The organism is Pseudomonas sp. G5(2012), assembly GCF_000408945.1.
In the GTDB taxonomy this organism is placed as follows: domain Bacteria; phylum Pseudomonadota; class Gammaproteobacteria; order Pseudomonadales; family Pseudomonadaceae; genus Aquipseudomonas; species Aquipseudomonas umsongensis.
In genome coordinates, this window is sequence record NZ_APIO01000032.1 from 1 (window position 1) to 23565 (window position 23565).

At 60.5% G+C, this 23565-nt stretch carries 22 protein-coding genes; 5 read left to right on the forward strand and 17 right to left on the reverse strand.

What is annotated here, in order from left to right:
- The coding region (locus tag PG5_RS10145) for an AMP-binding protein (protein WP_042955330.1) at positions 1 to 1403 on the reverse strand (1403 nt) is incomplete at its 3' end.
- Positions 1404 to 1630: 227 nt separating this feature from the next.
- On the opposite strand from PG5_RS10145, the gene PG5_RS10150 reads away from it, so the two are divergent.
- Both PG5_RS10150 and PG5_RS10155 read left to right on the forward strand, forming a co-directional pair.
- A complete protein-coding gene (locus tag PG5_RS10150) occupies positions 1631 to 2575 on the forward strand; it encodes an alpha/beta hydrolase (protein WP_020797024.1) in 945 nt (314 codons plus the stop codon).
- Positions 2576 to 2616: 41 nt separating this feature from the next.
- On the forward strand, positions 2617 to 3087 hold the full coding sequence (locus PG5_RS10155) for a MaoC family dehydratase (protein ID WP_008056792.1): 471 nt from the start codon (positions 2617 to 2619) through the stop codon (positions 3085 to 3087).
- Positions 3088 to 3206: 119 nt separating this feature from the next.
- Here PG5_RS10155 and PG5_RS10160 read toward each other — a convergent pair whose 3' ends face one another.
- From PG5_RS10160 to PG5_RS10175, 4 genes are all read right to left on the reverse strand, one after another.
- Positions 3207 to 4070 carry an HlyD family secretion protein gene (locus tag PG5_RS10160; protein WP_020797025.1) on the reverse strand — a complete coding sequence of 288 codons (864 nt, stop codon included), beginning with the start codon at positions 4068 to 4070 and terminating at the stop codon, positions 3207 to 3209.
- 10 nt (positions 4071 to 4080) lie between these two features.
- The gene (locus PG5_RS10165) at positions 4081 to 4287 is read right to left on the reverse strand and encodes a DUF1656 domain-containing protein (RefSeq protein WP_020797026.1); all 207 of its coding nucleotides are present in this window, start codon (positions 4285 to 4287) and stop codon (positions 4081 to 4083) included.
- Entirely contained in the window at positions 4274 to 6262 is a 1989-nt protein-coding gene (locus tag PG5_RS10170; protein WP_020797027.1) for an FUSC family protein, read from the reverse strand. Before PG5_RS10170 ends, PG5_RS10165 begins: the two co-directional genes overlap by 14 nt.
- A 160-nt stretch (positions 6263 to 6422) precedes the next feature.
- Positions 6423 to 6890 (reverse strand): PA2169 family four-helix-bundle protein, encoded by a 468-nt coding sequence (locus PG5_RS10175; RefSeq protein WP_020797028.1) that lies wholly within the window; start codon positions 6888 to 6890, stop codon positions 6423 to 6425.
- 204 nt (positions 6891 to 7094) lie between these two features.
- Here PG5_RS10175 and PG5_RS10180 point away from each other — a divergent pair, with 204 nt between their 5' ends.
- The gene (locus tag PG5_RS10180) at positions 7095 to 7331 is read left to right on the forward strand and encodes a DUF3820 family protein (protein WP_008056784.1); all 237 of its coding nucleotides are present in this window, start codon (positions 7095 to 7097) and stop codon (positions 7329 to 7331) included.
- Between the two features lie 24 nt (positions 7332 to 7355).
- Complete coding sequence (locus PG5_RS10185; RefSeq protein ID WP_020797029.1) at positions 7356 to 8537, forward strand: aminotransferase class V-fold PLP-dependent enzyme; 1182 nt, start codon at positions 7356 to 7358, stop codon at positions 8535 to 8537.
- A gap of 210 nt (positions 8538 to 8747) precedes the next feature.
- Here the strand turns inward: PG5_RS10185 and PG5_RS10190 are convergent, their stop codons facing one another.
- The 3 genes from PG5_RS10190 to zwf are packed head-to-tail and all read right to left on the reverse strand — an operon-like array spanning position 8748 to position 11600.
- Positions 8748 to 9413 (reverse strand): bifunctional 4-hydroxy-2-oxoglutarate aldolase/2-dehydro-3-deoxy-phosphogluconate aldolase, encoded by a 666-nt coding sequence (locus PG5_RS10190; protein ID WP_020797030.1) that lies wholly within the window; start codon positions 9411 to 9413, stop codon positions 8748 to 8750.
- A 17-nt stretch (positions 9414 to 9430) separates the two neighbouring features.
- Positions 9431 to 10144 (reverse strand): 6-phosphogluconolactonase, encoded by a 714-nt coding sequence (gene pgl, locus PG5_RS10195; protein WP_020797031.1) that lies wholly within the window; start codon positions 10142 to 10144, stop codon positions 9431 to 9433.
- Positions 10131 to 11600, reverse strand: a complete 1470-nt coding sequence (gene zwf / locus PG5_RS10200) for a glucose-6-phosphate dehydrogenase (RefSeq protein WP_020797032.1) — start codon at positions 11598 to 11600, stop codon at positions 10131 to 10133. Before zwf ends, pgl begins: the two co-directional genes overlap by 14 nt.
- 228 nt (positions 11601 to 11828) lie before the next feature.
- Between zwf and PG5_RS10205 the strand changes: the two genes are divergently transcribed.
- A complete protein-coding gene (locus PG5_RS10205) occupies positions 11829 to 12689 on the forward strand; it encodes a MurR/RpiR family transcriptional regulator (protein ID WP_173667176.1) in 861 nt (286 codons plus the stop codon).
- 145 nt (positions 12690 to 12834) lie between these two features.
- On the opposite strand, the gene PG5_RS10210 is transcribed toward PG5_RS10205, so the two are convergent.
- The 9 genes from PG5_RS10210 to PG5_RS10250 all read right to left on the reverse strand — a co-directional run bounded on the left by PG5_RS10210 (position 12835) and on the right by PG5_RS10250 (position 23496).
- The gene (locus PG5_RS10210; protein ID WP_020797034.1) at positions 12835 to 13689 is read right to left on the reverse strand and encodes a D-hexose-6-phosphate mutarotase; all 855 of its coding nucleotides are present in this window, start codon (positions 13687 to 13689) and stop codon (positions 12835 to 12837) included.
- A gap of 113 nt (positions 13690 to 13802) precedes the next feature.
- The gene (locus PG5_RS10215) at positions 13803 to 15149 is read right to left on the reverse strand and encodes a carbohydrate porin (protein WP_020797035.1); all 1347 of its coding nucleotides are present in this window, start codon (positions 15147 to 15149) and stop codon (positions 13803 to 13805) included.
- A 196-nt stretch (positions 15150 to 15345) separates the two neighbouring features.
- Complete coding sequence (locus PG5_RS10220; protein WP_020797036.1) at positions 15346 to 16506, reverse strand: ABC transporter ATP-binding protein; 1161 nt, start codon at positions 16504 to 16506, stop codon at positions 15346 to 15348.
- Positions 16507 to 16509: 3 nt separating this feature from the next.
- On the reverse strand, positions 16510 to 17355 hold the full coding sequence (locus PG5_RS10225) for a carbohydrate ABC transporter permease (RefSeq protein WP_020797037.1): 846 nt from the start codon (positions 17353 to 17355) through the stop codon (positions 16510 to 16512).
- Positions 17348 to 18256 (reverse strand): carbohydrate ABC transporter permease, encoded by a 909-nt coding sequence (locus PG5_RS10230; protein WP_033041184.1) that lies wholly within the window; start codon positions 18254 to 18256, stop codon positions 17348 to 17350. The genes PG5_RS10225 and PG5_RS10230 overlap by 8 nt, the downstream gene beginning before the upstream one ends.
- A 155-nt stretch (positions 18257 to 18411) precedes the next feature.
- A complete protein-coding gene (locus tag PG5_RS10235; RefSeq protein WP_033043396.1) occupies positions 18412 to 19710 on the reverse strand; it encodes an ABC transporter substrate-binding protein in 1299 nt (432 codons plus the stop codon).
- A gap of 117 nt (positions 19711 to 19827) precedes the next feature.
- Positions 19828 to 21087 (reverse strand): AGE family epimerase/isomerase, encoded by a 1260-nt coding sequence (locus PG5_RS10240; protein WP_020797040.1) that lies wholly within the window; start codon positions 21085 to 21087, stop codon positions 19828 to 19830.
- A gap of 218 nt (positions 21088 to 21305) precedes the next feature.
- On the reverse strand, positions 21306 to 22775 hold the full coding sequence (locus PG5_RS10245) for an ATP-binding protein (protein ID WP_020797041.1): 1470 nt from the start codon (positions 22773 to 22775) through the stop codon (positions 21306 to 21308).
- Entirely contained in the window at positions 22765 to 23496 is a 732-nt protein-coding gene (locus PG5_RS10250; RefSeq protein ID WP_020797042.1) for a response regulator, read from the reverse strand. Before PG5_RS10250 ends, PG5_RS10245 begins: the two co-directional genes overlap by 11 nt.
- Positions 23497 to 23565 lie beyond the last annotated feature (69 nt).

Consider the following 23565-nt stretch of genomic DNA (forward strand, 5'->3'; position numbering starts at 1 on the left):
ATGATCATGTCCTTCTTGCGATCGACGATGCGCACAAAGCCGTCCGGGTCGATCACCGCAATGTCACCCGACTTGAACCAGCCCTCGGCATCCAGCACTTCGTTGGTCGCTTCGGGTTTCTGCCAGTAGCCCTTCATGATCTGCGGGCCCTTGATGCACAGCTCGCCCCGCTCGCCCAATGGCTGCTCGACCCCTTCGTCGTTGATCACCTTCAACGTGGTGCCCGGCACGGGCAGGCCGACCGTGCCGATGCGCGACTGGTCGCCGTACGGGTTGGTGCAGGCCACCGGCGAGGTTTCGGTCAGGCCGTAACCTTCGGTGATGCGGCAACCGGTCAACTGCTCCCAGCGCTCGGCCGTGGCCTTGACCAGTGCGGTGCCGCCGGAGTTGGTGAGTTTCAGGCTGGAGAAGTCGAGGGTCTTGAAGTCCGGGTGGTCCATCAGCGCGACGAACAGCGTGTTGAGCCCCAGCAATGCCGAGAACCGCCAGTTTTTCAGCTCCTTGATGAAGCCGCCAATGTCCCGCGGATTGGTGATCAGCACGTTGTGGTTGCCGGTCACCATCATGCACATGCAATTGGCCGTGAAGGCATAGATGTGGTACAGCGGCAGCGGTGCAATCATCACCTCCTGGCCTTCGCGCAGCAGCGCCTGGCCGTCGGCCGCGAACTGGCTAAGGCAGGCCCGCGCCTGCTGCATGTTCGCCACCAGGTTACCGTGGGTCAGCATCGCCCCCTTGGCCAGGCCGGTGGTACCGCCGGTGTATTGCAGCACGGCAATATCCTTGAGGCCGGCGTTCAGCGGCTTGATGCTCTTCCCTTTGCCCTGATGCAAGGCGCTTTTGAAGGAAATGGCCTGGGGCAAGGAATAGGCCGGGACCATTTTTTTCACCTTGCTCACCAGCGTATTGACCAACCAGCCCTTGGCGGTGGGCATCAGGTCGCCCATCTTCGCTTCGATCAGGTACTGGATGTCGGTATCCGGGAGCACTTCCTGGACCTTGGCCCCGAACATGTTCAGGTACACCAGTGCCCGGGCACCGGAGTCCTTGAACTGATGGCGCATCTCCCGCGCGGTGTACAGCGGGTTGGTGTTGACCACGATCAGCCCGGCGCGCAAGGCGCCGAATACGGCGATCGGGTATTGCAGGACGTTGGGCATCTGCACCGCGATGCGATCCCCCGGCATCAGGTCGGTGTGGGCTTGCAGGTAACCGGCGAACGCTGCGCTGTAGCGTTCCAGTTCGGCGTAGGTCAGGGTGACACCCATGTTGCTGAATGCCGGGCGATCCGCGAACTTCTTGCAGGAACGTTCGAACACCTCGATGACCGACTTGTATTCAGCGACATCAATGTCCAGGGGTACGCCGGCCGGGCGTTTGTCATTCCAGAAATCAGGTTGCATTGTTCTTGTCCTCTTTACCTGAACCTATCCGGGGCCGCTGCCCTGTCTTTTCGCAACAACAGAACGCGGAGCTTCACGGACACTAGCAGCTATGGTGAATCAGGCAAATATGGGCCAAGGCGTCATTGATCGTGTGAATCTTCCCGCCGTGGCGTGGGCTGATGCCAGCGGCTTTATGCGCTATACAATGCAACCACCTCGCGCACCCTGCATGGAAAGGAATCGCCATGATCCACGACACGTTCTGGCTGACCACCAGTGACCGCAACCGCCTCTTCGCCAACCAGTGGCTACCTGCTGGCGAGCTCAAGGCCGTGATTTTGCTGGCTCACGGCATGGCAGAACACAGCGGCCGCTACGCGCGCCTGGCGGAAAAATTCTGCGAGCAGGGTTACGGTGTCTACGCGCCGGACCTGCGCGGACATGGCAAAACTGCCGAAAACGGGACGCTCGGCCATTTCGCCGACAGTGACGGCTGGGCCAAAGTGGTGGGTGACCTGGCGTGCCTCAACCAGCACATCGGCCAGCAACACCCCGGGGTGCCTATCGTGCTGCTTGGGCACAGCATGGGCAGCTACATCGCCCAGGCCTATCTGTTGCATCACAGTGCCAGCCTGCACGGGGCCATTCTCAGCGGTTCGAACTTCCAGCCGGTGGCGCTTTATCGTGCAGCCCGGCAAATCGCCCGTGTCGAACGCCTGCGCCAGGGCCCCAAGGGCCGCAGCGCCCTGATCGAATGGCTGTCGTTTGGCTCGTTCAACAAAAAATTCAAACCGGCGCGCACCCGCTTCGACTGGCTCAGCCGTGACCCGGTGGAAGTCGACCTGTACGCCAACGATCCGCTGTGCGGCTTTCGTTGTACCAACCAGCTTTGGATCGACTTGCTCGGCGGGTTGCAGCAAATCAGCAAAGCGTCCAATCTCGCCCAGATCGATCCGGGCCTGCCGCTGCTGGTGATTGGCGGCGAATGTGATCCGGTGAGTGAGGGCAAGCGTCTGAAGGATCTGGCCAACGCGCTGCGCAAGGCTGGCAGCCAGAACTTGCAACTGACCGTTTACCCGCAGGCGCGGCACGAACTGTTCAATGACATCAACCGTGATGAAGTGACGAGCGACGTGTTGGCCTGGATCAACCAGGCGTTGAGCAGTCCACGACCACACCGAACCGAATAGTTTTTTGTGAATTTTTTAATTCGTCACAGGAATCGAGAGACATGACCCAGGTTACCAACACCCCTTACGAAGACCTCGAAGTCGGCCAGACCGCCAGCTTCAGCAAAACCGTTGAAGAGCGCGATATCCAGCTGTTCGCCGCGATGTCCGGCGACCACAACCCGGTGCACCTGGACGCCGAATACGCCGCCAGTACCATGTTCAAGGAGCGAATCGCCCACGGCATGTTCAGCGGTGCACTGATCAGTGCCGCGGTGGCCTGCGAGCTGCCTGGGCCGGGCACTATCTACATCGGCCAGCAGATGAGCTTTCAGAAGCCGGTGAAGATTGGCGACACCCTGACGGTGCGCCTGGAAATCCTCGAGAAACTGCCGAAGTTTCGCGTGCGCATTGCCACTCGCGTGTTCAACCAGCGCGATGAGCTGGTGGTGGACGGCGAGGCGCAGATCCTCGCACCGCGCAAGCAACAGTCGGTGACCTTGACCGAGTTGCCGCCGATCAGCATTGGCTGACGTGTCGTTATGATCGTTCCCACGCTCCGCGTGGGAATGCCTCAACGGACGCTCCGCGTTCGGCTTTTTGGGACGCAGAGCGTCCCGGGCTGCATTCCCACGCGGAGCGTGGGGAACGATCAGTGTGAACCCTCCTGCACCTGTACGCTCGCCGTCATCCCCGCACTCAAGTTGAGCCCCTCAGGCACGTTCTCCAACTTGATGCGCACCGGTATCCGTTGCGCCAGCCGAACCCAGTTGAATGTCGGCTCCACCTCTGCCAACAACTGGCCATCCGGCGTGGTATTTCGGTCGGCAATCCCCCGACTGATGCTTTCCACCCGCCCCTGCAAGGCATCCCCGGCGCTCATCAACCAGACTTTCACCGGGTCGCCGACATGGATGCGCGGCAGTTTGGTTTCTTCGAAATACGCCTGCACATAAAAGGTCGAGTCATCGATAAGGGCCATCACCGATTGCCCAGCATTCACATAATTGCCTTGGGCCAGGCGCAGGTTGGTGATGTGCCCGTTGCGCGGGGCTTGCACTTGGCTGCGGTCCAGATTGATTTGCGCAGCCTTGGCTTCGGCCTGGGCTTCGCGCAGTTCGCCACGGGCGATGCCGGCGTTGATCTGCGCGTTTTCCCGCAGCTCCGCACTGATCGCCTGCGGCCCAAGACTGGCGCGCCGGCTGGCTTCGCGCTCGCGTAGATTGAGTTGTTGCTGGCGGGTCTGCACCACGGCTTCAGCCTTTTCCAACGCAGCTTCGAAACGGTCGCGGTCAATGCTCAGCAACAGGTCGCCGGCCTTGACCTGCTGGTTGTCGTAGGCCTTGAGCTCTCGCACCCAACCTGACACATCCGGGGAAATCACCACCACGTCCGCACGGATGCGCGCGTCGCGGGTCCAGGGTGTCAGCATGTAGTACTGCCACAAATGAAAACCGGCAAAAATTGCCACCGCCACCAGGCACAGGGTGACCGCGACACGTACAGAAGTACGCATATTCAACTCCTTACAAAGGTCCGAGGACGACGGTGATCACGGTCAATACGCAGACGTACAAGGCGCAATCAAATAACGCTTCATGCCAGATCCAGCGGCTCACCGGCGTCAGGCGCAACAGCAGGCGCAAGGCGCCGGTCACCAGCAGCGCCAACACCACATAAATCAGGAACGGGCTGAGCAGCACACCGCCCACTGACCACTCACGCAAGCCCATCGATGTCCTCCTGCTGGCGGCACCAGGCGCGCCAGCTGTGTTGCAATTGCAGCACCGCACCCTGGGCCAGTTTCACCGCATCGCCGGGTGGCAAGGCGTACAAGGTTTGCAGCAACGCTGCACTCGGTTCGGCCAATGCCTCGGCGCGACTGCCAGCGGGGCCTTGGCGCAGGACATTTTCCAGGTCATCGAGATAACGCCGTTGCGGCTCTGTGACCGGCACCTGCGCCACCGCCAGGCTCAAGCGCAGGTGCAACAATTCATCGCCGATGTCCAGGCCGAGCAAGCCATCGTCCCAACGACTGCGCGCTGGCTCCGGCAGTTCCGGATAGTGCCGCGCCAATTGCAGCAAGCGGTCGGCCATGCGCCCACCGAACCAGCTTTCAGCGCCCGCCAGGTTACGCCGTGTCAGGCGTACCAGATCGTCCAGGGTTGCCGCCAGCAGGCGTCGGCCATGCCAGGCCGGGTTGCGCAGGATCAGCAAGTGAAACGCCAGCACCGCCGCACCGACACCAATCACCATGGCCTGCGCGCTGTTGAAGAACGTTGCGACGTCGAACTGCATCTGGTTCAACGGGGCGACCAATACGATGAAATGCAGGCAAAACGAGGTGGCAGTAGCGCCGATCTGCGCCTTGGCCATGCCCAAGGCACCAAAAAACAGCGGTACACCCATGCCCAGGCAAAGCATCGCGAAACTGCTCCATTGCGGCAGTAGAATTTGCCCGACGATAAACGCCGCCGGAATAGCCAGAAAAATGCCGCGCATGAAACTCATGCCGATCTGCGCACCGTTCTCGCGACTGGCAAACAGGCTGCAGACCACACAGGTCAATACCAGTGCACCGGCTGCGGCGGGCCAGGCGGTTGCCAGCCAAAAGCTCGACACCACCAGGAAGGCCAATGCGCTGCGGGCGCCGAAGACCAGGGCCAGAGACAGATCGCGATGTGGTGTCAGGGTTCTCGGTGGGTCGAGTGATTGGCCTCCCTGCTCCACCACTTTCAACGCTGCGTTTGCCGCCATGGCGGTATCTATCAACAAGGTGAAACGGACCAGGCAGTAACTCTGCGCAGAACTGATGCCCGGATCATGGGAAGCATCGAGCAAGCGCGGGCGCAATGCTTGCAGGGTCGCGGTATCGGCGTTGTTCAGCGCCTCCTGAACCTCGTTCATCCAGGGCAACAACAGCTCGGACTCTGGCGGCGCCAACTGCTTCCACTGCCTGCGCACCGAACGGGCAATACGCAGCAGCATCAACAGCTTCTGGCTCAAGCCGCTGATGGCCCGCGCACGTTGCCGACCACGGCTGCCTTCGAACCAGGCATGTTCGCGCTGGGCGTCCACCGCGACGATTCGTCCGAGGATTTCCAGCAGCCCCTTGCGCGCCTGGGCATCACCGGCCAGGGTCGCCTGCGCCGCATTGAAACCGCTTTGCCAGGCAGCCCGGGCCTGATCGGCTAATTGCCGTTCGACCCGCAGCGGCCAGAGCAAGGCACTGCTGGCCGTTGCGCAGATAATCCCCAGGCAGATTTCCGTACAGCGCGCCACCGCCTGATCGAACACCGTCAGCGGATGGTTGATAGCGGGCAAGGCAATGATCGCCACCGTGTAGCCGGCCAACACAAATGAATAGGACCAGGCGCTGCGCAACAGCGTTGAACTGGCGGTACACAGCCCTAGCCACAACGCCAGGGCCAGCAGGAACAACCAGGGCGTCTGGGCGAAGACACCCATGAACACGACTGACATTATTGTCCCGACCAGGGTCCCCAGCAGCCGCGCCAGGCCCTTTTGCAGCACCATACCGGACAACGGCTGGGCCACGATGAAGGCCGTCATCAACGCCCAGGCCGGTTGCTCAAGCCCCAAGCGCAACGCCAGCCACAACGCCACGCCCCCGCCGATCAAGGTCTTGATCGCGAATTGCACGGCGCGGCGGTCGGGCAGGAACAAGGCCTGCAAAGTGATAGGCACGGAATGGACTCTTGGGAGCACGATTTAACGAACGATAGTCGGCCTGAGCCGTGTAACTTGAAAACAAATTATTAGCTAGCTATCTATATCGCGTCCAGCAGTAAATCCATAACACAAAAAAACGCCAGACTGGCTGGCGTTTTTGACAGCTAACGGACGCTTACGAGCGTGCGCGAGCCTGGTTGCGCAGGGCTTTCACCTGATCGTGATTGCGTTGTACGCCATGGTACTGACGCTCTACGAGGTCGCGAATGCCCACCAGGTTGTGCTTGTTGATTTTTTCCATGGCGTCCCTGTAGGCCTTCAGTGCATGGTCTTCACCACGCTCGGCTTCATTGAGCACGGCCTCTTCGTCCTTGCCGGTGAACATCGACTTCACGTCGACCCAGCGACGGTGCAGATCACCGCTGACACTGGTGGAAGTTTCCGGATCGCCACCCATGGAGCGCACGGCGCTTTGCAGTTCTGCAGCCGCCGCGGCACAGTCGGCCGAACGTTGCACGAACAGGGTTTTGAGCTCAGGGTGCTTGATGTCTTCAGCGCAAGTCTTGAACCCTTCCTGACCGTCCTTGCTGGTTTCAATCAGGTCGTTGAGTACAGAAATCGCTTCTTTATTCATGTCGGTCATTTTTCAATTCCTTGCGGGTTGATGAAAGATGCAATAGGTATTGCACTGGTCATGCCAGCCTGGAACCGATCGTTAATTTGTTAATTTTCAATAAGTTAGAATAGAACAGAAAATCTGTACCCGTTTTATTTGCATGATCTGTCATTTGGCCTGCATGCAGAATGCCTGTATTTTCCAGACTGATTGATTCAAGGCGACCGATTGATGAACCCTGAAAAGCTCGAATTGCTGATTACTCGCCAAATGCCCTTTGGCAAATACAAGGGGCGAATCATCGCCGACCTGCCCGGCCCCTACCTCAACTGGTTCGCCCGGGAAGGTTTCCCCCATGGCGAACTGGGTGGCTTGCTGGCCCTGATGCAGGAAATCGATCACAACGGCTTGTCCGAGTTGCTCGAACCCTTGCGCGCCAAACATGGCAAACCCGCGCCCCGTCATTGAAATCGCCCACTCATCGAGTAATCCATGCCCGACAACACCCTCCGTGCCCGTGATGAAGCTTTCTGGCGAACCTTTGCCGACCGCTACGAAGTCCAACCTGGCCCGATCAATCTGGAAAACGGTTACTTCGGGCGAATGTCGCGCACGGTGGTCGAGGAATACCAACGCAACATCGAGCTGATCAACCGCAGCAACTCGGTTTATGTGCGCCAGCGTTTCGAACAAGGCGAGAGCCAGAAGATCAGTTCGCAGGTGGCCGGTTTGATTGGCGTTGCCGCAGAAAGCGTGGCCCTCACCCGCAATGCGACGGACGGGCTGCAAGCGTTGATCCGCAACTACAACCGCTTGCAGCCGGGCGACCAGGTTCTTTTCAGCGACCTCGAGTACGACACGGTCAAGGGCGCCATGCGCTGGCTGGCGCGCAATCGAGGCGTCGAAGTGATCGAGATCGAGCACCCGCATCCCGCCAGTTTCGACAGCCTGCTGAACACCTATCGCGAAGCCTTCACGCGTTACCCGCGACTCAAGCTGATGGCCCTGACCCACGTCACCCACCGCACCGGCCTGGTGATGCCCGTCCAGGCGATTGCAGCCGCCGCCAGGGAACATGGCATCGACGTGATTCTCGACGGCGCCCACGCGTTGGGCCAGTTCGAATTCGATCTCAATGAGCTGGGTATCGACTTCGCCGCCTACAACCTGCACAAGTGGATCGGAGCGCCTCTGACCCTGGGTTTCATCTTCATCGCCCCCGGGCGCCTGGCCGACATCGACCCCGACATGGGCGAGATGCACTTCCCGGTGACCGACATCCGCGCCCGCACGCCCTACAGCACACCGAACATTCCTGCCTTGCTGACCCTGCCGCTGGTCATCGAGGAACATCATGCGATGGGCGGTTCGACAGCCAAGGGGACGCGGCTGAACTATTTGCGCAACCTTTGGGTAAAGCCAGCACGCGAACTGTCGGGCATTGAAGTCATGACGCCGGATGACCCGAGGCTGTATTGCGGCATTACGTCGATGCGCTTTGTCGCGCATGCCGACCAACAGCCGATGGTCGAACGCTTGCTGCGCGACTACAACCTGTTCACCGTGGTTCGCAGCGGTGCGGCCTGTGGTCCGTGTATCCGCATCACGCCGGGACTGACCACCACCGCGGCTGACATGATGCTGTTGACCACGGCACTGACTGAACTGCGATAACGGACCATCTGTAGGAGCAAGGCTTGCCCGCGATGAGGGCATCCCATTCAACATTGATGTCGACTGACAGGACGCCATCGCGGGCAAGCCTTGCTCCTACAGAGAAACGCGCCGATACCAGGTTTTTTTTTGCGGGCAAAAAAAAACGGTGCACCGACCAAGCGCACCGTAAAGCCGTAAAACACACAACTACGTGTCAGGTAAAGCTGATCAGTCCAGCAGCGCCAAGGCCTCGGCGGTGCATTCCTGAATGCGGGCCCAGTCGCCGTTCTTGATCCACTCCGGATCGAGCATCCAGCTGCCGCCCACGCACATGACGTTTTTCAGTGCCATGTAGCTCTTGATATTGGCAGGCCCCACGCCGCCGGTCGGGCAGAATTTCACTTCGCCGAACGGACCGCCCAGCGCCTTGATGGCGGCGACGCCACCACTGACTTCTGCCGGGAACAGTTTGAAGCGGCGATAGCCCAGGCCGTAGCCCTCCATGATGCCCGAGGCGTTGCTGATGCCCGGCAACAGCGGAATCGGGCTGGCAACGCTGGCTTCCAGCAAGTCACGGGTGATGCCTGGCGTGACAATGAATTGCGAACCGGCTGCTTCCGCCGCAGCCAGCATGTGACGATCGAGTACGGTGCCGGCACCGGTTACCAGTTCCGGACGCTGCTCACGCAGGACCTGGATGGCCTTGAGGCCGAACTGCGAACGCAAGGTCACTTCCAGGGCGGTCAGGCCACCGGCTGCGAGGGCGTCGGCTAACGGCAGGATGTCCTGCTCGCGGGCAATGGTAATCACCGGCAGGATCCGCGCCTTGGCGCAGAGGCTGTCGATCAGGGCAACTTTATCCGCCATGGAAACGGTCGGGGATGGGTTTGTCATAGCGGCTGTTCCTTGGCTCATGGGCACCAGTAAATCTCTAACGTGGGTTGCAGAAAGGCGCGCACCGGCATTTCGGCGACATCGTCACCGGCCAGCGCGAAACTCAGGGTGGTCAACTTGGACTGACCGGAAATCGACAGAATCTTGTGTTTGGCCGAGGCCAACAGCGCACGGCTCATGGTCAGGCGTTGATGCGGCACGGTCGGTGCGAGCATCGGCCAGCATCGACGAATGCCATCCGCCTTCAAGGCTTCGTCCAGGTTCGGGCTGTTGGGGAACAGCGAGGCGGTGTGGCCGTCATCGCCCATGCCCAGCACCAGCACGTCGATCACCGGCAGTTCGGACAGCAAACGATCGGCCTGCTCGGCGGCCTGCTCCAGATTGGCGCTGGCGCTGTACAGGCTCAGGAACTGCGCCTTGGCCGCGGGCCCCTGCAACAGGTATTTTTTCAGCAGGCCGGCATTGCTGTCGGCATGCTCGACCGGCACCCAACGCTCGTCGGCAAGGCTGACCACCACGTTCGACCAGTCCAGCGCCTGCTTGGCCAGGTGCTGGAAGAACGCCACCGGGCTGCGGCCACCGGAGACCACCAGGGTCGCCGTGCCTTGGGCCTCAATGGCATCGCTCAGTTGCTTGGCCACGTTCAGCGCCAGGCTTTCAGCCAATAGCACCGGGCTCTTGAACGCATGTGCGTGGACGCCCTTGGGCAGTTTCAAATCAGATATCGCCATACCACGACCTCCCGTCCCGCGTGATCAGAGCAATGGAACTCATCGGTCCCCAGGACCCGGCCGCGTACGGCTTGGGCGCATCACCGGATTTTTTCCACCCGGCGATCAACTGGTCACACCACTTCCACGCGGCTTCGATTTCATCTTTACGGACAAACAGGTTCTGATTGCCACGCATTACTTCCAGCAACAACCGCTCGTAGGCATCGGGGATCCGTGCGCTGCGCCAGGTGTCGGAAAAATTCAGCTGCAACGGACCGCTACGCAGCTGCATGCCCTTGTCCAGGCCTTGTTCCTTGGTCATCACACGCAAGGAAATGCCTTCGTCCGGTTGCAGGCGGATAATCAGCTTGTTGCTGATCTGCAGGCGCTGCTCGGGAGCGAAAATGTAGTGCGACGGTTCCTTGAAGTGGATGACGATCTGCGACAGCTTCTGCGGCATGCGCTTGCCAGTGCGCAGGTAAAACGGCACGCCGGCCCAGCGCCAGTTGCGAATATCGGCACGCAGGGCGACGAAGGTCTCGGTGTCGCTCTGGGTGTTGGAATTGGGTTCTTCCAGGTAGCCAGGCACCGGTTTGCCTTCGCTGTACCCGGCGATGTACTGGCCACGCACTACCTGGGTGGTCAGGCCTTCCGGGCTGATTGGCGCCAGCGCCTTGAGCACTTTGACTTTCTCGTCACGGATGCTGTCGGCGGACAGGTCGGCCGGCGGGTCCATGGCGATCAGGCAGAGCAGTTGCAGCAGGTGGTTCTGGATCATGTCGCGCAGCTGGCCGGCCTTGTCGAAGTAGCCCCAGCGGCCTTCGATGCCGACCTTCTCGGCCACGGTGATTTCCACGTGGGAGATGTAGTTCTGGTTCCACTGGGTCTCGAACAGGCTGTTGGCGAAACGCAGGGCGATCAGGTTCTGTACGGTTTCCTTGCCCAGGTAGTGGTCGATGCGATAAGTGCGGTTCTCCGGGAAGAACTGCGCCACGGCGTCATTGACCTTGCGCGAGGATTCCAGGTCCGAACCGATGGGCTTTTCCAGTACCACGCGGGTATTTTCAGCCAGGCCAACCTTGGCCAGGTTCTCGCAGATCGCGCCGTAGACCGCCGCTGGCGTGGCGAAATAGGCGATGACCCGTTGCGCACTGCCGGCCACTTCAGCCAGGGCGATGTAATCTTCAGGCTTGAGGAAGTCGACGTGCAGGTAGCTCAGGCGCGCAAGGAAACGCTCGACCACGGCTTCGTCCAGCTCCTTGGCACCGACGTAGCGGCGCAGCTCGGAGGTAATGAACGCCAGGTGCTCCTGCGCGCTACCCGGCTCGCGGGCCAGCGCGATAATGCGCGTGTCCTCGTGCAGGAGGCCTGCGCCATCGAGTTGATAAAGGGCAGGAAACAGCTTGCGCAAGGCCAGATCGCCCAAAGCGCCGAACAAGGCAAAGGTGCACGGTTCAACCGTAATCGAAGGCATGATGTTTGTTCTTTTATCAAGTTAAGCTACAAATACCTTTTTTCAAGGCATCACTCAAGGGAAAATGTAGTAATAACCACAACATTTTCGCAAAATACAGATTCCGAGTGGTGGTCGGTCGGAGCCATCAGTAGGATAGGCCACCGTTACGGGCCTCACCAAAGGCCCTTTTTGCATTAGCCGCGCGCTTATTGGCGCAGGTGAATCAAGGAAACTCATATGGACCGCGTGCGAAATTTACTGGAGCAGATCCAGAATCGCCTTGAAGAGCTGAACAAGGCCGAACGCAAAGTGGCCGAGGTGATCCTGCTCAATCCACAGCAGGCCACCCGATTCAGCATCGCCGCCCTCGCCCAGGCCGCCTCGGTCAGTGAACCGACGGTCAACCGATTCTGCCGTTCGTTCGGCGTCAGCGGTTACCCCGAGCTGAAGTTGCAGCTGGCCCAGAGCCTGGCGAGTGGCGCGGCCTACGTCAGCCGTGCGGTGGAGGCCGACGACAACCCCGAAGCCTATACGCAAAAGATCTTCGGTAGCGCCATCGCGTCCCTGGACAGTGCTTGCCAGGCACTGGACCCGAACCTGATCAGCCGCGCCGTCGACCTGTTGATCCAGGCCCGACAGATTCACTTCTTCGGCCTGGGCGCTTCAGCCCCTGTGGCACTGGATGCACAGCACAAGTTCTTCCGTTTCAACCTGGCTGTGACCGCCCATGCCGACGTGCTGATGCAGCGCATGATTGCTTCGGTTGCGCACACCGGCGAGTTGTTCGTGATCATTTCCTACACCGGCCGCACCCGCGAACTGGTGGAAGTGGCGCGCATCGCCCGGGAGAACGGCGCTTCGGTACTTGGCCTGACCGCCGAGAACTCGCCCCTGGCCAAGGCCAGTACCTTGAGCCTGAATATCCCGCTGCCGGAAGACACCGACATCTACATGCCGATGACTTCGCGGATCATTCAGTTGACGGTGCTCGATGTGCTCGCCACCGGCATGACCTTGCGCCGCGGGGTGGATTTCCAGCCGCATTTGCGCAAGATCAAGGAGAGCTTGAATGCCAGCCGGTATCCGGTGGGTGACGAGTTCAGCTGACGACAGCTTCATTGCCTGGCCCGGCCTCTTCGCGAGCAGGCTCGCTCCCACAGTGGACCTTTGTTCAACACAAATACTGTGTTCACTGAAGATCTACTGTGGGAGCGAGCCTGCTCGCGAAGGGGCCAGCCGCAACACCGCAAAATCATGCCCCAACCCGCGCCTGCAAACTCAAATACGCCCGCTCCCCAGGCTTCAGGCACAGGCTGTCGGTGCCGCCGCTCGCCGCCTCTACGCAAACGAATTCAGATATCTCATTCCAACTCACCCCCAGCAACGGCCGCGAGCCCGGATGCCAGACCACCGTGTCGGCACTGGCACCCGTATCGATACATAACGCCCGCTGCCAGGCATGGTCGTTGAGCTGCAGTTCACCGTCATGCTGGAACACCCGCTGACAACCTCCATCGACGCGCAACTCGCCTTCCTGCTGGCAAACCTGGCGGTTCAACTGGTCATAACCCTGCACACCTTCCAGCCCAGACAGCGCTATCTCACTGACATCACCAATACGCCAGTAAGCGTGCAAAGCCTGACTCAATTGGCACGGCATGTCGTCCTGATGCTCAGTGCTCAGACGTAAATCCATGCGCTCACCGAGGTGCGCGTGCAGGTCCACCTGCCAGTCGCACAGTTCAAGCTGCCAATGCAGGCGCACGCCATCGTCATCGCTACTGCTGTCGATCAGTTTCCAGTCAAGCAACCGCGCCCAACCATGGGATGGCCAGGCGTTTTCGCTTGGATGCCGGCCATACCATGGCCAGCACACCGGCACGCCACCGCGAATGGCCCCGACCTGCGGCCACTTCGCCGCGCACCACAGCCAGGGCTTCTGGCCCTTGGGCTGAAAGTGCAGCAACTGCGCACCCTGACGACTGAACACCGCCTGACACAGCGGATGATCGATCACCAACACGTCGCGCTTCTGATAGCGCTCCCATGCGAACACCGGCCGTTCACGCAGGGATTTGAAGAAGCGTTGTAGCGGATGCTCAAGCATGTGCCACGGTCCTGAAAATCATCTGTTACCGGGGTGCGCGACCCGCAAAAAAAAGCGGACAGCCATAGCCGTCCGCAAAATGCGCACATGGAGAAGAGCTTATCGCAGTCGCGTTAGAACACCGACTGAATTTTCAGACCGGCGACCAAAGCGTTATCAACTTCATCGACGCCACCTGGGTGAGTGATGTATTGCAGGTTCGGACGCACGGTCAGCCAGTTGGTCACGTGGAAGCCGTAGTTGAGCTCGTAGTTGTATTCGGTGTCACGCAGCGGCGAGAACAGTGGATCGTTGTAGTCGCTGACGCCATTGGAGGCGTTGACCAGTTCAGCGTTCTTCTTCACGTCATCGTTGACATGGATACGGGCGAAACCGATGCCCAGGTCATCTTTGGGACGCGCATCGAACGGCCCCTTGTACACAAACATCAGCGACTGGTAGTTGTCGACGATGTTGGTGTCCTTGTCGTGGAAAGTGGCGTTGGCGGCAATGTTCAGACCGCGGGTCGAGTCACCGTTATGGCTGGTGAGTTGCTGTTGTGCAACGAACCAGTAGCCGTGCTTGCTGCTGTGGCTGCGATAGGCGTTGCCGCTGGTTGCCGCGTTATTGCCGTTGTCGTCTTCAAGAACGTCATCGGCGCTGGCCGTGCTCTTATAGTAACCGACACGGTATTCGCCCGGCAGGTTGCCAGGGTTAGGCAACCACACCAGCTCGACCGGTAGGACGGTGCCCTCGGTCCCACTGCCGCTGAGCTTGAAGCCATTGCCGTGTTCCAGTTGCGACGGGTTCTGGTTGTAGGCGCCGATCTGCGCATAGAACTCAGGCGAGATGTTCCACTTCAGGCGGATAGCGGCCTGGCTGACCGGCCAGTTGTACCAGATGTTGGTGGCCCAGTTACCCACCTGGGAGCCGCAGAACGCCAGGTTCTGGAATTCGCACGGGAAGGAGTTGAAGTCTTCACCCTCACCGAAGTAACCGGCCTTGATGTCGAGTTTATTGTCGAGGAACTGGTGCTTGATCCACAGTTGGGTCAGCCGGACCATATGCCCACGACCGTAGACTTCCTGCGAGGAACTCAAGGTGCCGGCACGCGGGTCGCCGATACGGTCATTGGAGATGTTTTCACCGTTACGGTTGGTGAGCTGGATCTTGGCCTGGGTGTTATCCCAGCCGAACAGTTTCTCCAGGTCCAGCGCCGCGCCCAGGCCAAACTGGTCACTGTAGCGTGCAGTCTTGTCATCGTTGAACCCGCCGTGGAGGTTGCCGCCCACTTCACCGACGTAGTCCATCTTGATGTCGATGCCCTGCTCGATCAGCCTGGTCCGCTCGCCCCCCCAATCGCCGGTCATCCATTCGGAATCGGCGCTGAACGCTTCAGCCGCGTGAACGCTGCCGGCCAGCATCATGGCTGCAACGGCCGATAACTGGCAGATAAGCTGAGCGCTGTTGTTCTTCTTCATCCCTACTTCCTCGTCTTATTGTTATTAACTTTTGTTTTTCTAACGCGGTTCCATCGGTTGTGGCAGGCGACAGGCCGCCCATCACGGAGCCCCCATGTGGGAGCGAGCCTGCTCGCGAAGGCGGTGTGTCATTCAACGCAAATGTCGACTGATAGACCGCTTTCGCGAGCAGGCTCGCTCCCACAGTTGTTGATCTCTACCTACCCTTGAACTGGGTCACGTTGGCAGGCCGGTGTTCGGCGTGTGCTTGACCGGCAGCCCCCAGGCGCTCGCCGGTCTTGGCATCGAACAGCAGCACTTTGGCCGGATCGAATTGCAGGGTCAGGGTCTCGCCCACGGCCGGTGCGACGTCAGGCGCCAGGCGACAGCAGACCTTGGTGTCGTTGAGATTGACGAACACCAGGGTGTCGGGACCGGTCGGTTCGGTGACCTGGACTTCAGCGCGAATGGTCGGCAAACCGTTGGCTTCGCCATTAGCCAGGATGATCTGCTCCGGGCGCATGCCGAGGATGACTTCGCGGTCTTCGAGACCGGCGTCCTGCATGCCCAGCGGCAACTCGCATCGGGCCTGGCCGCTGTCGAGCAACGCCAGCAGACGCCCATCCTTGCGTTGCAGGCGCAGGGGAATGAAGTTCATCGGCGGCGAGCCGATAAAGCTCGCCACGAACAGGTTGGCCGGGTTGTTATAGATGTCCTTCGGCGTGCCGAACTGCTGGATGATCCCGTCCTTCATCACCGCCACTTTGTCGCCCAGGGTCATGGCTTCGATCTGGTCGTGGGTCACGTACACCGTGGTGGTTTTCAGGCGCTGGTGCATCAGTTTCATTTCGGTGCGCATCTCGACCCGCAGCTTGGCGTCGAGGTTGGACAGCGGCTCGTCGAACAGATAAATCTTCGGCCGCCGCGCCAGGGCGCGCCCCATTGCCACGCGTTGTTGCTGGCCACCGGAGAGTTGGCCGGGCTTGCGGCTGAGCAGGTGCTCGATCTGCAACAGCTTGGAAACCCGGGCGACTTCTTCGTCGATGTCGGCGGTCGGCATTTTGCGAATCTTCAGGCCGAAGGCGATGTTGTCGCGCACGCTCATGGTCGGGTACAGCGCGTAAGACTGGAACACCATGGCGATGTCACGATCTTTCGGGCTCATGCCACTGATGTCGGCGTCGTCCACCAGGATCGCGCCGCCGCTGATGGTTTCCAGCCCGGCGATGCAGTTCATCAAGGTGGATTTCCCGCAGCCGGACGGGCCGACCAGGATCAAAAATTCCCCGTCATCGATTTTCAGCTCGATGTTCTTCAGGGTGTCCGGCAAACCGGCGCCGTAGGTCTTGTTGACGTTGCGTAATTCGAGAGTTGCCATGTTCTACCCCTTGACCGCGCCGGACGTCAGCCCACGCAGGAAATACTTGCCAGCGAATATGTAGACCAGCAGTGTCGGCAGCCCGGCGATCATCGCGGCGGCCATATCAACGTTGTATTCCTTGGCCCCGGTGCTGGTGTTGACCAGGTTGTTCAGGGCCACGGTAATTGGCTGGGCATCGCCACTGGCGAAGACCACGCCGAACAGGAAGTCATTCCAGATCTGGGTGAACTGCCAGATCAGGCAGACCATCACGATCGGAATCGACATCGGCAGCAGGATCTTCCAGAAGATCGTGAAGAAGCCCGCGCCATCGAGCCGCGCGGCCTTGACCAGCGCATCCGGAATGCTCACGTAGTAGTTACGGAAGAACAGCGTGGTGAACGCCAGGCCGTAGACCACGTGCACCAGCACCAGCCCCGTCGTGGTGTTCGCCAGGCCGAACTTGCCGAGGGTGAACGACGCCGGCAGCAGCACGGTCTGGAACGGCAGGAAGCAACCGAACAGCAACAGGCCGAAGAACAATTGCGAACCACGGAAGCGCCACATCGACAGCACATAACCGTTCATGGCGCCGATGAAGGTCGAGATCAGTACCGCCGGCACGGTGATTTTCACCGAGTTCCAGAAGTAGCCACCGACCACGTCCCAGGCCTTGATCCAGCCGATGCCGTCGATCACGGTCGGCCAGCTCAACAGGTTGCCGGTGCGGATGTCTTCCGGAGTCTTGAAGCTGGTCAGCAGCATCACCACCAGCGGGATCAGGTACACCGCCGCGGCCAGCAAAAGGGTGGCGTAGATGGCGATGCGGCTGAAGCTGATGCCTGGTTTTGCGAGTTGATTAGTCATGTCGCTTGCCTCGCAGCTCGGAGTACAGGTACGGCACGAGGATGGTCAGCACGGCGCCGAGCATCAGCATGGCGCTGGCCGAACCGATGCCCATCTGGCCACGGCTGAAGGTGAAGGAATACATGAACATCGCCGGCAGGTCGGACGAGTATCCGGGGCCACCAGCGGTCATCGCCGCCACCAGGTCGAAGCTCTTGATCGCGATGTGCGCAAGGATCATGAAGGCGCTGAAGAACACCGGGCGCAGGCTCGGCAGCACGATCTTCAGGTAGATGGTCGGCAGGCTCGCACCGTCGACTTGCGCGGCACGGATGATCGATTGATCGACACCGCGCAGGCCGGCCAGAAACATCGCCATCACGAAGCCGGAGGCTTGCCACACGGCGGCGATCACCAGGCAGTAGACCACGCGATCCTGATCCACCAGCCAGTCCAGGCGAAAGCCTTCCCAGCCCCAGTCACGCAGCATCTTGTCCAGGCCGAGCCCTGGGTTGAGCAGCCATTTCCACGCGGTACCGGTGACGATCATCGACAGCGCCATCGGGTACAGGTAGACGGTGCGGATGAAGCCTTCCTTGCGGATGCGCTGGTCCAGCAGCACGGCGAGGAACACGCCCAGCACCAGGCTGATGCCGATGAACATGCCGCCGAACAGCGCCAGGTTCTTGCTCGCGACCCACCAGCGGTCGTTGTCCATCAGACGCATGTATTGCTGCAGGCCGACCCACTTGTAGGTCGGCATGAAGCTGGAGTTGGTAAAGGACAGTATGAATGTCCAGATGATGTAACCGTAGAAGCCAACCAACACGATCAGCATGCTCGGCGCGAGTACCAACTTGGGTAACCAGCGTTGCAGCGCATCGAACGGTGAGGCTTTGCTGAAAACCGCCACAGAGCTCATCGGGATAATCCAGGTTAGAGAAATGATCGACACAGTGATCCCTTGTGGGAGCGAGCCTGCTCGCGAAGGCGGTGTTTCAGTCGACATCATTTCTGAATGTCAGACCGCGTTCGCGAGCAGGCTCGCTCCCACAGAGGGGTGCTCGGTGTCAGGGATTACTGGGCCGCTTTGACCGCGGAAGCCAGTTGGGCGCTGGCCTTGGCCGGGTCGGCGTCCTTGTCGTTCATGAAGTTGGTGACGACGTCGAAGATCGCGCCTTGAACGGCCAGGGAGGTGGCCATGTTGTGCGCCATGCTCGGTTGCAGGCCGCCGTTTTTCTCGTCCGCCAGGAAGTCCTTGGCCGCCGCTTGGGCGCAGGAATCGAAGCCCTGGCCAGCCATGTCGTTCAACATGTCGGTACGCACCGGGATCGAGCCCTTGTTGATGCTGAAAACTTTCTGGAAATCTTTACCCAGGGCGACCTTGGCCAGGTCTTGCTGCGCGGCGATATCGCCCTTGCGATCAGCTTTCAACTTGAACACAGCCATGGAGTCGATGTTGTAGGTGAAGGCTTTTTCCGTGCCCGGGAACGCCACGCACTGGTAATCCTCGCCCGCGACTTTCTTCGCCGCGGTCCATTCGCTCTTGGCCCAGTCGCCCATCATTTGCATGCCGGCCTTGCCGTTGATCACGTCGGCGGCGGCGATGTTCCAGTCACGACCGGCGCGGTTCGGGTCCATGTAGGTGGTGATTTTTTTCAGCTCGGTGAAGGCCTTGGTCATCTCGGCGCCCGAGAGGGTTTTCTGGTCCAGGTCTACCAGGGCTTTCTTGTAACCGTCGGCGCCCATGACCGAGAGCACCACGTCTTCAAACACGGTGCTGTCCTGCCAAGGCTGGCCACCGTGGGCGAGCGCGATGAAGCCGGCGGCCTTGAGCTTGTCGCCAGCGGCATAGAATTCTTCGAGGGTGGTTGGCGCTTTGTCGATCCCGGCTTTCTTGAATACTTGCGGGTTGATCCACAGCCAGTTGACGCGGTGGATGTTCACCGGCACGGCGACGTAATCGCCTTCGTATTTCACGGTGTCGGAGACTTTCACAGGCAGCAGGCTGTCCCAGTTTTCCGACTTGGCGACGTCTTTCAACGTTTCGGTACTGAGCAGGCCAGTGCTGCCCCACTCCTGGATGTCCGGCCCCTTGATCTGGGCAACGCCCGGCGGGTTACCCGCTACAGCGCGGCTCTTGAGCACGGTCATGGCCGTGGAACCGCCACCACCGGCGACTGCGCCATCCTTCCAGGTGAAGCCATCTTTTTCGACTTGAGCCTTGAGGACATCGACCGCTGCTTTTTCACCACCCGACGTCCACCAGTGAACGACTTCCACGGAACCCTTGGATTCGGCGGCAAGCACACTGAGAGGGAGCGCAGACAGGGAGACGAGAGAAATGACAGTAGCGAGGCGAGAAATCGCATTCATCGATAAGTACCTTTCTTGTTGTTATGCATGCAAGTCTGGTGCTTGCGCTGCAGAGGAGTTTAAACAGGGGAAGTCCCTTCGCAGGTAACGAAGGGACGCGCGAATGTCACCGCATGGTTACATGGAAACGCTCTGGGACAACGCTGCCAGCGCACTGGCCATGCTCGGCGCGAGCGGCAGGCGCGGGATCAGCACCGCTTGCCAGGCATGATAGAGATCGGGTTTGCCCGCCCAGATATCGCCGCTGGGGCGGTTCAATGGGTCGAGTTCGTGGTGCCAGCTGCCGCATTCACGGTCGATGAAATGACATTCACAAAATTCCCAGAACAGTCGGTACCAGCGTTCGTACTGCTCATCGCCCGTGCGCTTGAGCAAGGCACTGGCAGCGGCGCTGGCTTCGCAATGGGTCCAGTGCAGGCGATGGCGAACCACCGCCTTGTTGTCCCAGTCGAGGGTGTAGACCATGCCCGGTGCGCCATCGATCTCCCAGCCGTGCAGGCAGTTCTGTTCGAAGAGTTTTTGCGCGTCGGTGAGCAACCAGCCCGGCGTGAGCATGCCGGCGCGCACCCGCGCGGCTTCCAGATGCAAGAGCAATCGGGCCCATTCGAAACCGTGGCCTGGCGTGGTGCCGTAGGGGCGGAAACCGTCGGCCGGGTTGTCGCGGTTGTACTCGCGCAGGGGCTGCCAGTCGCGGTCGAAATGTTCGATCACCAGAAAGCCGTTGGCGGCGGCGCGGCCATGAATCACCCGCTCGACGATGCGCTGGGCGCGGCACAACCAGCGCTTGTCGTCGCTGACATCGGCCAGGGCGAGGAAGGCTTCGGTGGCGTGCATGTTGCTGTTGGCGCCGCGATAGGCTTCCTCGCAGCTGAAGTCGCGATTGAAGGATTCGCGCATGGCGCCCTCCTCCTCACTCCAGAAGTACGTGTCGATGATGTCGACCGCGTCATCGAGCAAGGCTTGCGCGTCGGGCCGTTGTGCAACCACCGCGGAACTGGCGGCCAGGGCCACGAAGGCATGCAGATAGGCATTTTTGCCGGTGTTGCCGTCGCGGTGTTCGGCAACCGCGAACCAACCGCCGTGCACGGCATCGCGCAACGGCCCGCGCAGGGCCCGGATGCCGTGATCCACCAGCTCGGCAAAACCCGGCAGGCCCTGGATGTGCGCCATGGCGAAGCTGTGGGTCATACGCGCGGTGTTCATGGTTTGTGCTTGCGCGTCGCCCGGCAAGCGGCCCTTTTCATCAAGGTTGCCGAAGCCCTCGGGGAGCTTCGAAGCCTTGGCAAATGCCAGCAGCCGCAAGCCTTCGGCGGCGAGCCATTGCTGGTGGGCGGGGGCGTTCAGCCAACTGCTGAAGGCGGGTTGAGAGGAGTCCATGGGGTGCCTTTTTTGTTGTTATGACTGAGGGGCAGTCTAAACAACGGGCGATGGCGGGCTTGTAACGAAGGGGGCGAGTTATGTCACCAAGCTGTGACATTTACCTTGAAGGATGTACTGAATGGCCTGGCGCCTTCGCGAGCAAGCCCGCTCCCACAAAGTCACCACCGATTCCTGTGGGAGCGAGCCTGCTCGCGAAGAACGATGACGCGGTATCCCTAATCAACACTACGAGGCAATTGCAGGGTCACCCGCAAACCGCCCTCGCGCAAATTCTGCAAACTCACTTCACCGCCATGACTATGGGCAATGTTGCGCGCAATCCCCAAGCCCAACCCATACCCCTGCTGCTGCCCAGCCAAGCGAAAGTGCGGCTCGAACACCTGCTCCAGCCGCTGTTCGGGAACCCCCGGTCCTTCATCGTCTACATGCAGGACGAAGGCGCTGTCGTCATCGTCGATGTACAGGTGGGCGTTCTGGCCGTACTTCAGGGCGTTGTCGATCAGGTTGCCGATGCAACGCTTGAGCGCCAGCGGTTTGCCCGGATAGGCCGCCAGGGCACGGCCTTGCTGGGTCACGCGACCGTTACCGGTGGGCGACAGGTACGGCTCCACCAGGCACTCGAGCACATGATTGAGGTCCACCTGCTCGATGTTCTCGTGGATGTCGGTGTCTTTCACACACTGCAGTGCGCCCTTGACCAGCAGCTCCAGCTCATCCAGATCGCGACCGAACTTGGCTTGCAGCTTTTCGTCTTCCAACAACTCGACGCGCAGTCGCAAACGGGTGATGGGCGTGCGCAGGTCGTGGGAAATCGCACTGAACAACTGGCTGCGCTCGGTCAGGTAACGGCTGATCCGTTCGCGCATGGTGTTGAAGGCGCGGCCGACCTCGACCACTTCACTGCCGCCACCTTCGGCCACCGGCTCGACGTCGGCACCCAGCGACAGGTCGCGCGCCGCCCGCGCCAGGCGCTTGAGCGGCCGGCTTTGCCAGTGCACCAGCAGGCCGATGAACAACAGCAGGAAACCGCTGGTGAGGACGATGAACCACACTTGCTGCGCCGGCAGACCCTGCTCTTCGAGGCTGGTGTAGGGTTCGGGCAGCAGCGAGGCGATGTACAGCCATTCCCCCGGCGCCATCTGGATCTGCGTGACCAGCACCGGCGGGTTCACCGGTTCCAGGGTCAATGCGTAGTGCGCCCAGGAACGCGGCAGTTCGTCGAGCTTGAGACCGCCATTGAAGATCCGCAGGTCTTCGGGGCTGACAAAGGTCACCGAGATGTCGGTGTCCTGCCCCAGGGACTGGCGCAGCACTTCGTCCACCGCGTTGATCACCGCCTCCTTGCGCGGGGTGATCGGCAGCACTTCCATGCCCAGGGGTTTGTCATTGAGCGTCACCACGAAACGCGTGCCGCCCATGCTGCGCAACTGGTCGAGCACCAACGGGCGGTACGCCACCGGCAACGAGCGCAGGTAACTGACGCTGGCGTTCATCGAGTGAGCGAGGCTGCGCGCACTGGTGACCAGGCCTTCAAGCTGGGTCGCACGCAGTTGGGAAACCCAGATCACGCTCGACAATGCCTGGGCGAACAACACCGCGAGTAGCGTCAGCAACAACATGCGCCCGAGCAGCGAGCGTGGCACTGGCACGCGGCCGGCCAGCTTGCGCAAGAAATCAGTGACCATTGGAGGCAACCACACTGGCTGCCAACTGATAACCGCTGCCCCGTACGGTGCGAATCAGTCGCGGTGGTTTTTCCGTATCGCGCAGGCGTTGGCGCAAGCGACTGACCGCCATGTCGACGATGCGATCCAGAGGCATCAAGTCGCGGCCACGGGTGGCGTTGCCAATCGTGTCGCGGTCGAGGATTTCCTGCGGATGGTCGAGAAACAGCTTCAACAGGGCGAAATCGGCACCGGACAGAATCACCTCTTCGCCATCGATGTGAAACAGGCGATGGCTGACCATGTCCAGGCGCCAGTCATCGAAGGCCAGCACTTCGCTGCCGGAGCGCTCCTGACCGAACTGCGCCCGGCGCAGCAAAGCCTTGATGCGTGCTTGCAATTCGCGAGGGCTGAAAGGTTTGCCTAGGTAGTCGTCGGCGCCCAGTTCCAGGCCGATGACCCGGTCGGCCTCGTCGGAACTGGCGGTGAGCATGATGATCGGCACCTGCGACTGGCGCGGGTGCTGGCGAATCCAGCGACACAGGCTGAAACCGTCTTCGTCCGGCAGCATCACGTCAAGAATCACCAGGTCGCTGGGGGCCTCGTTGAGGGCCTGGCGAAAGCCCGCTCCATCGGGCGTGGTACGCACCTGGAACCCGGCGCGGGTCAGGTAGGTGTCCAGCAACTCGCGTATCTCTTGATCGTCATCGACCAACAAAATCGACTTGTTGACTGAGCTCACGGGGCGGCGTCCTTGTTGTTTGAATTGGGCGGATTATGCCTGATTGAGCGTAAATCTTTGGTGTCTGTG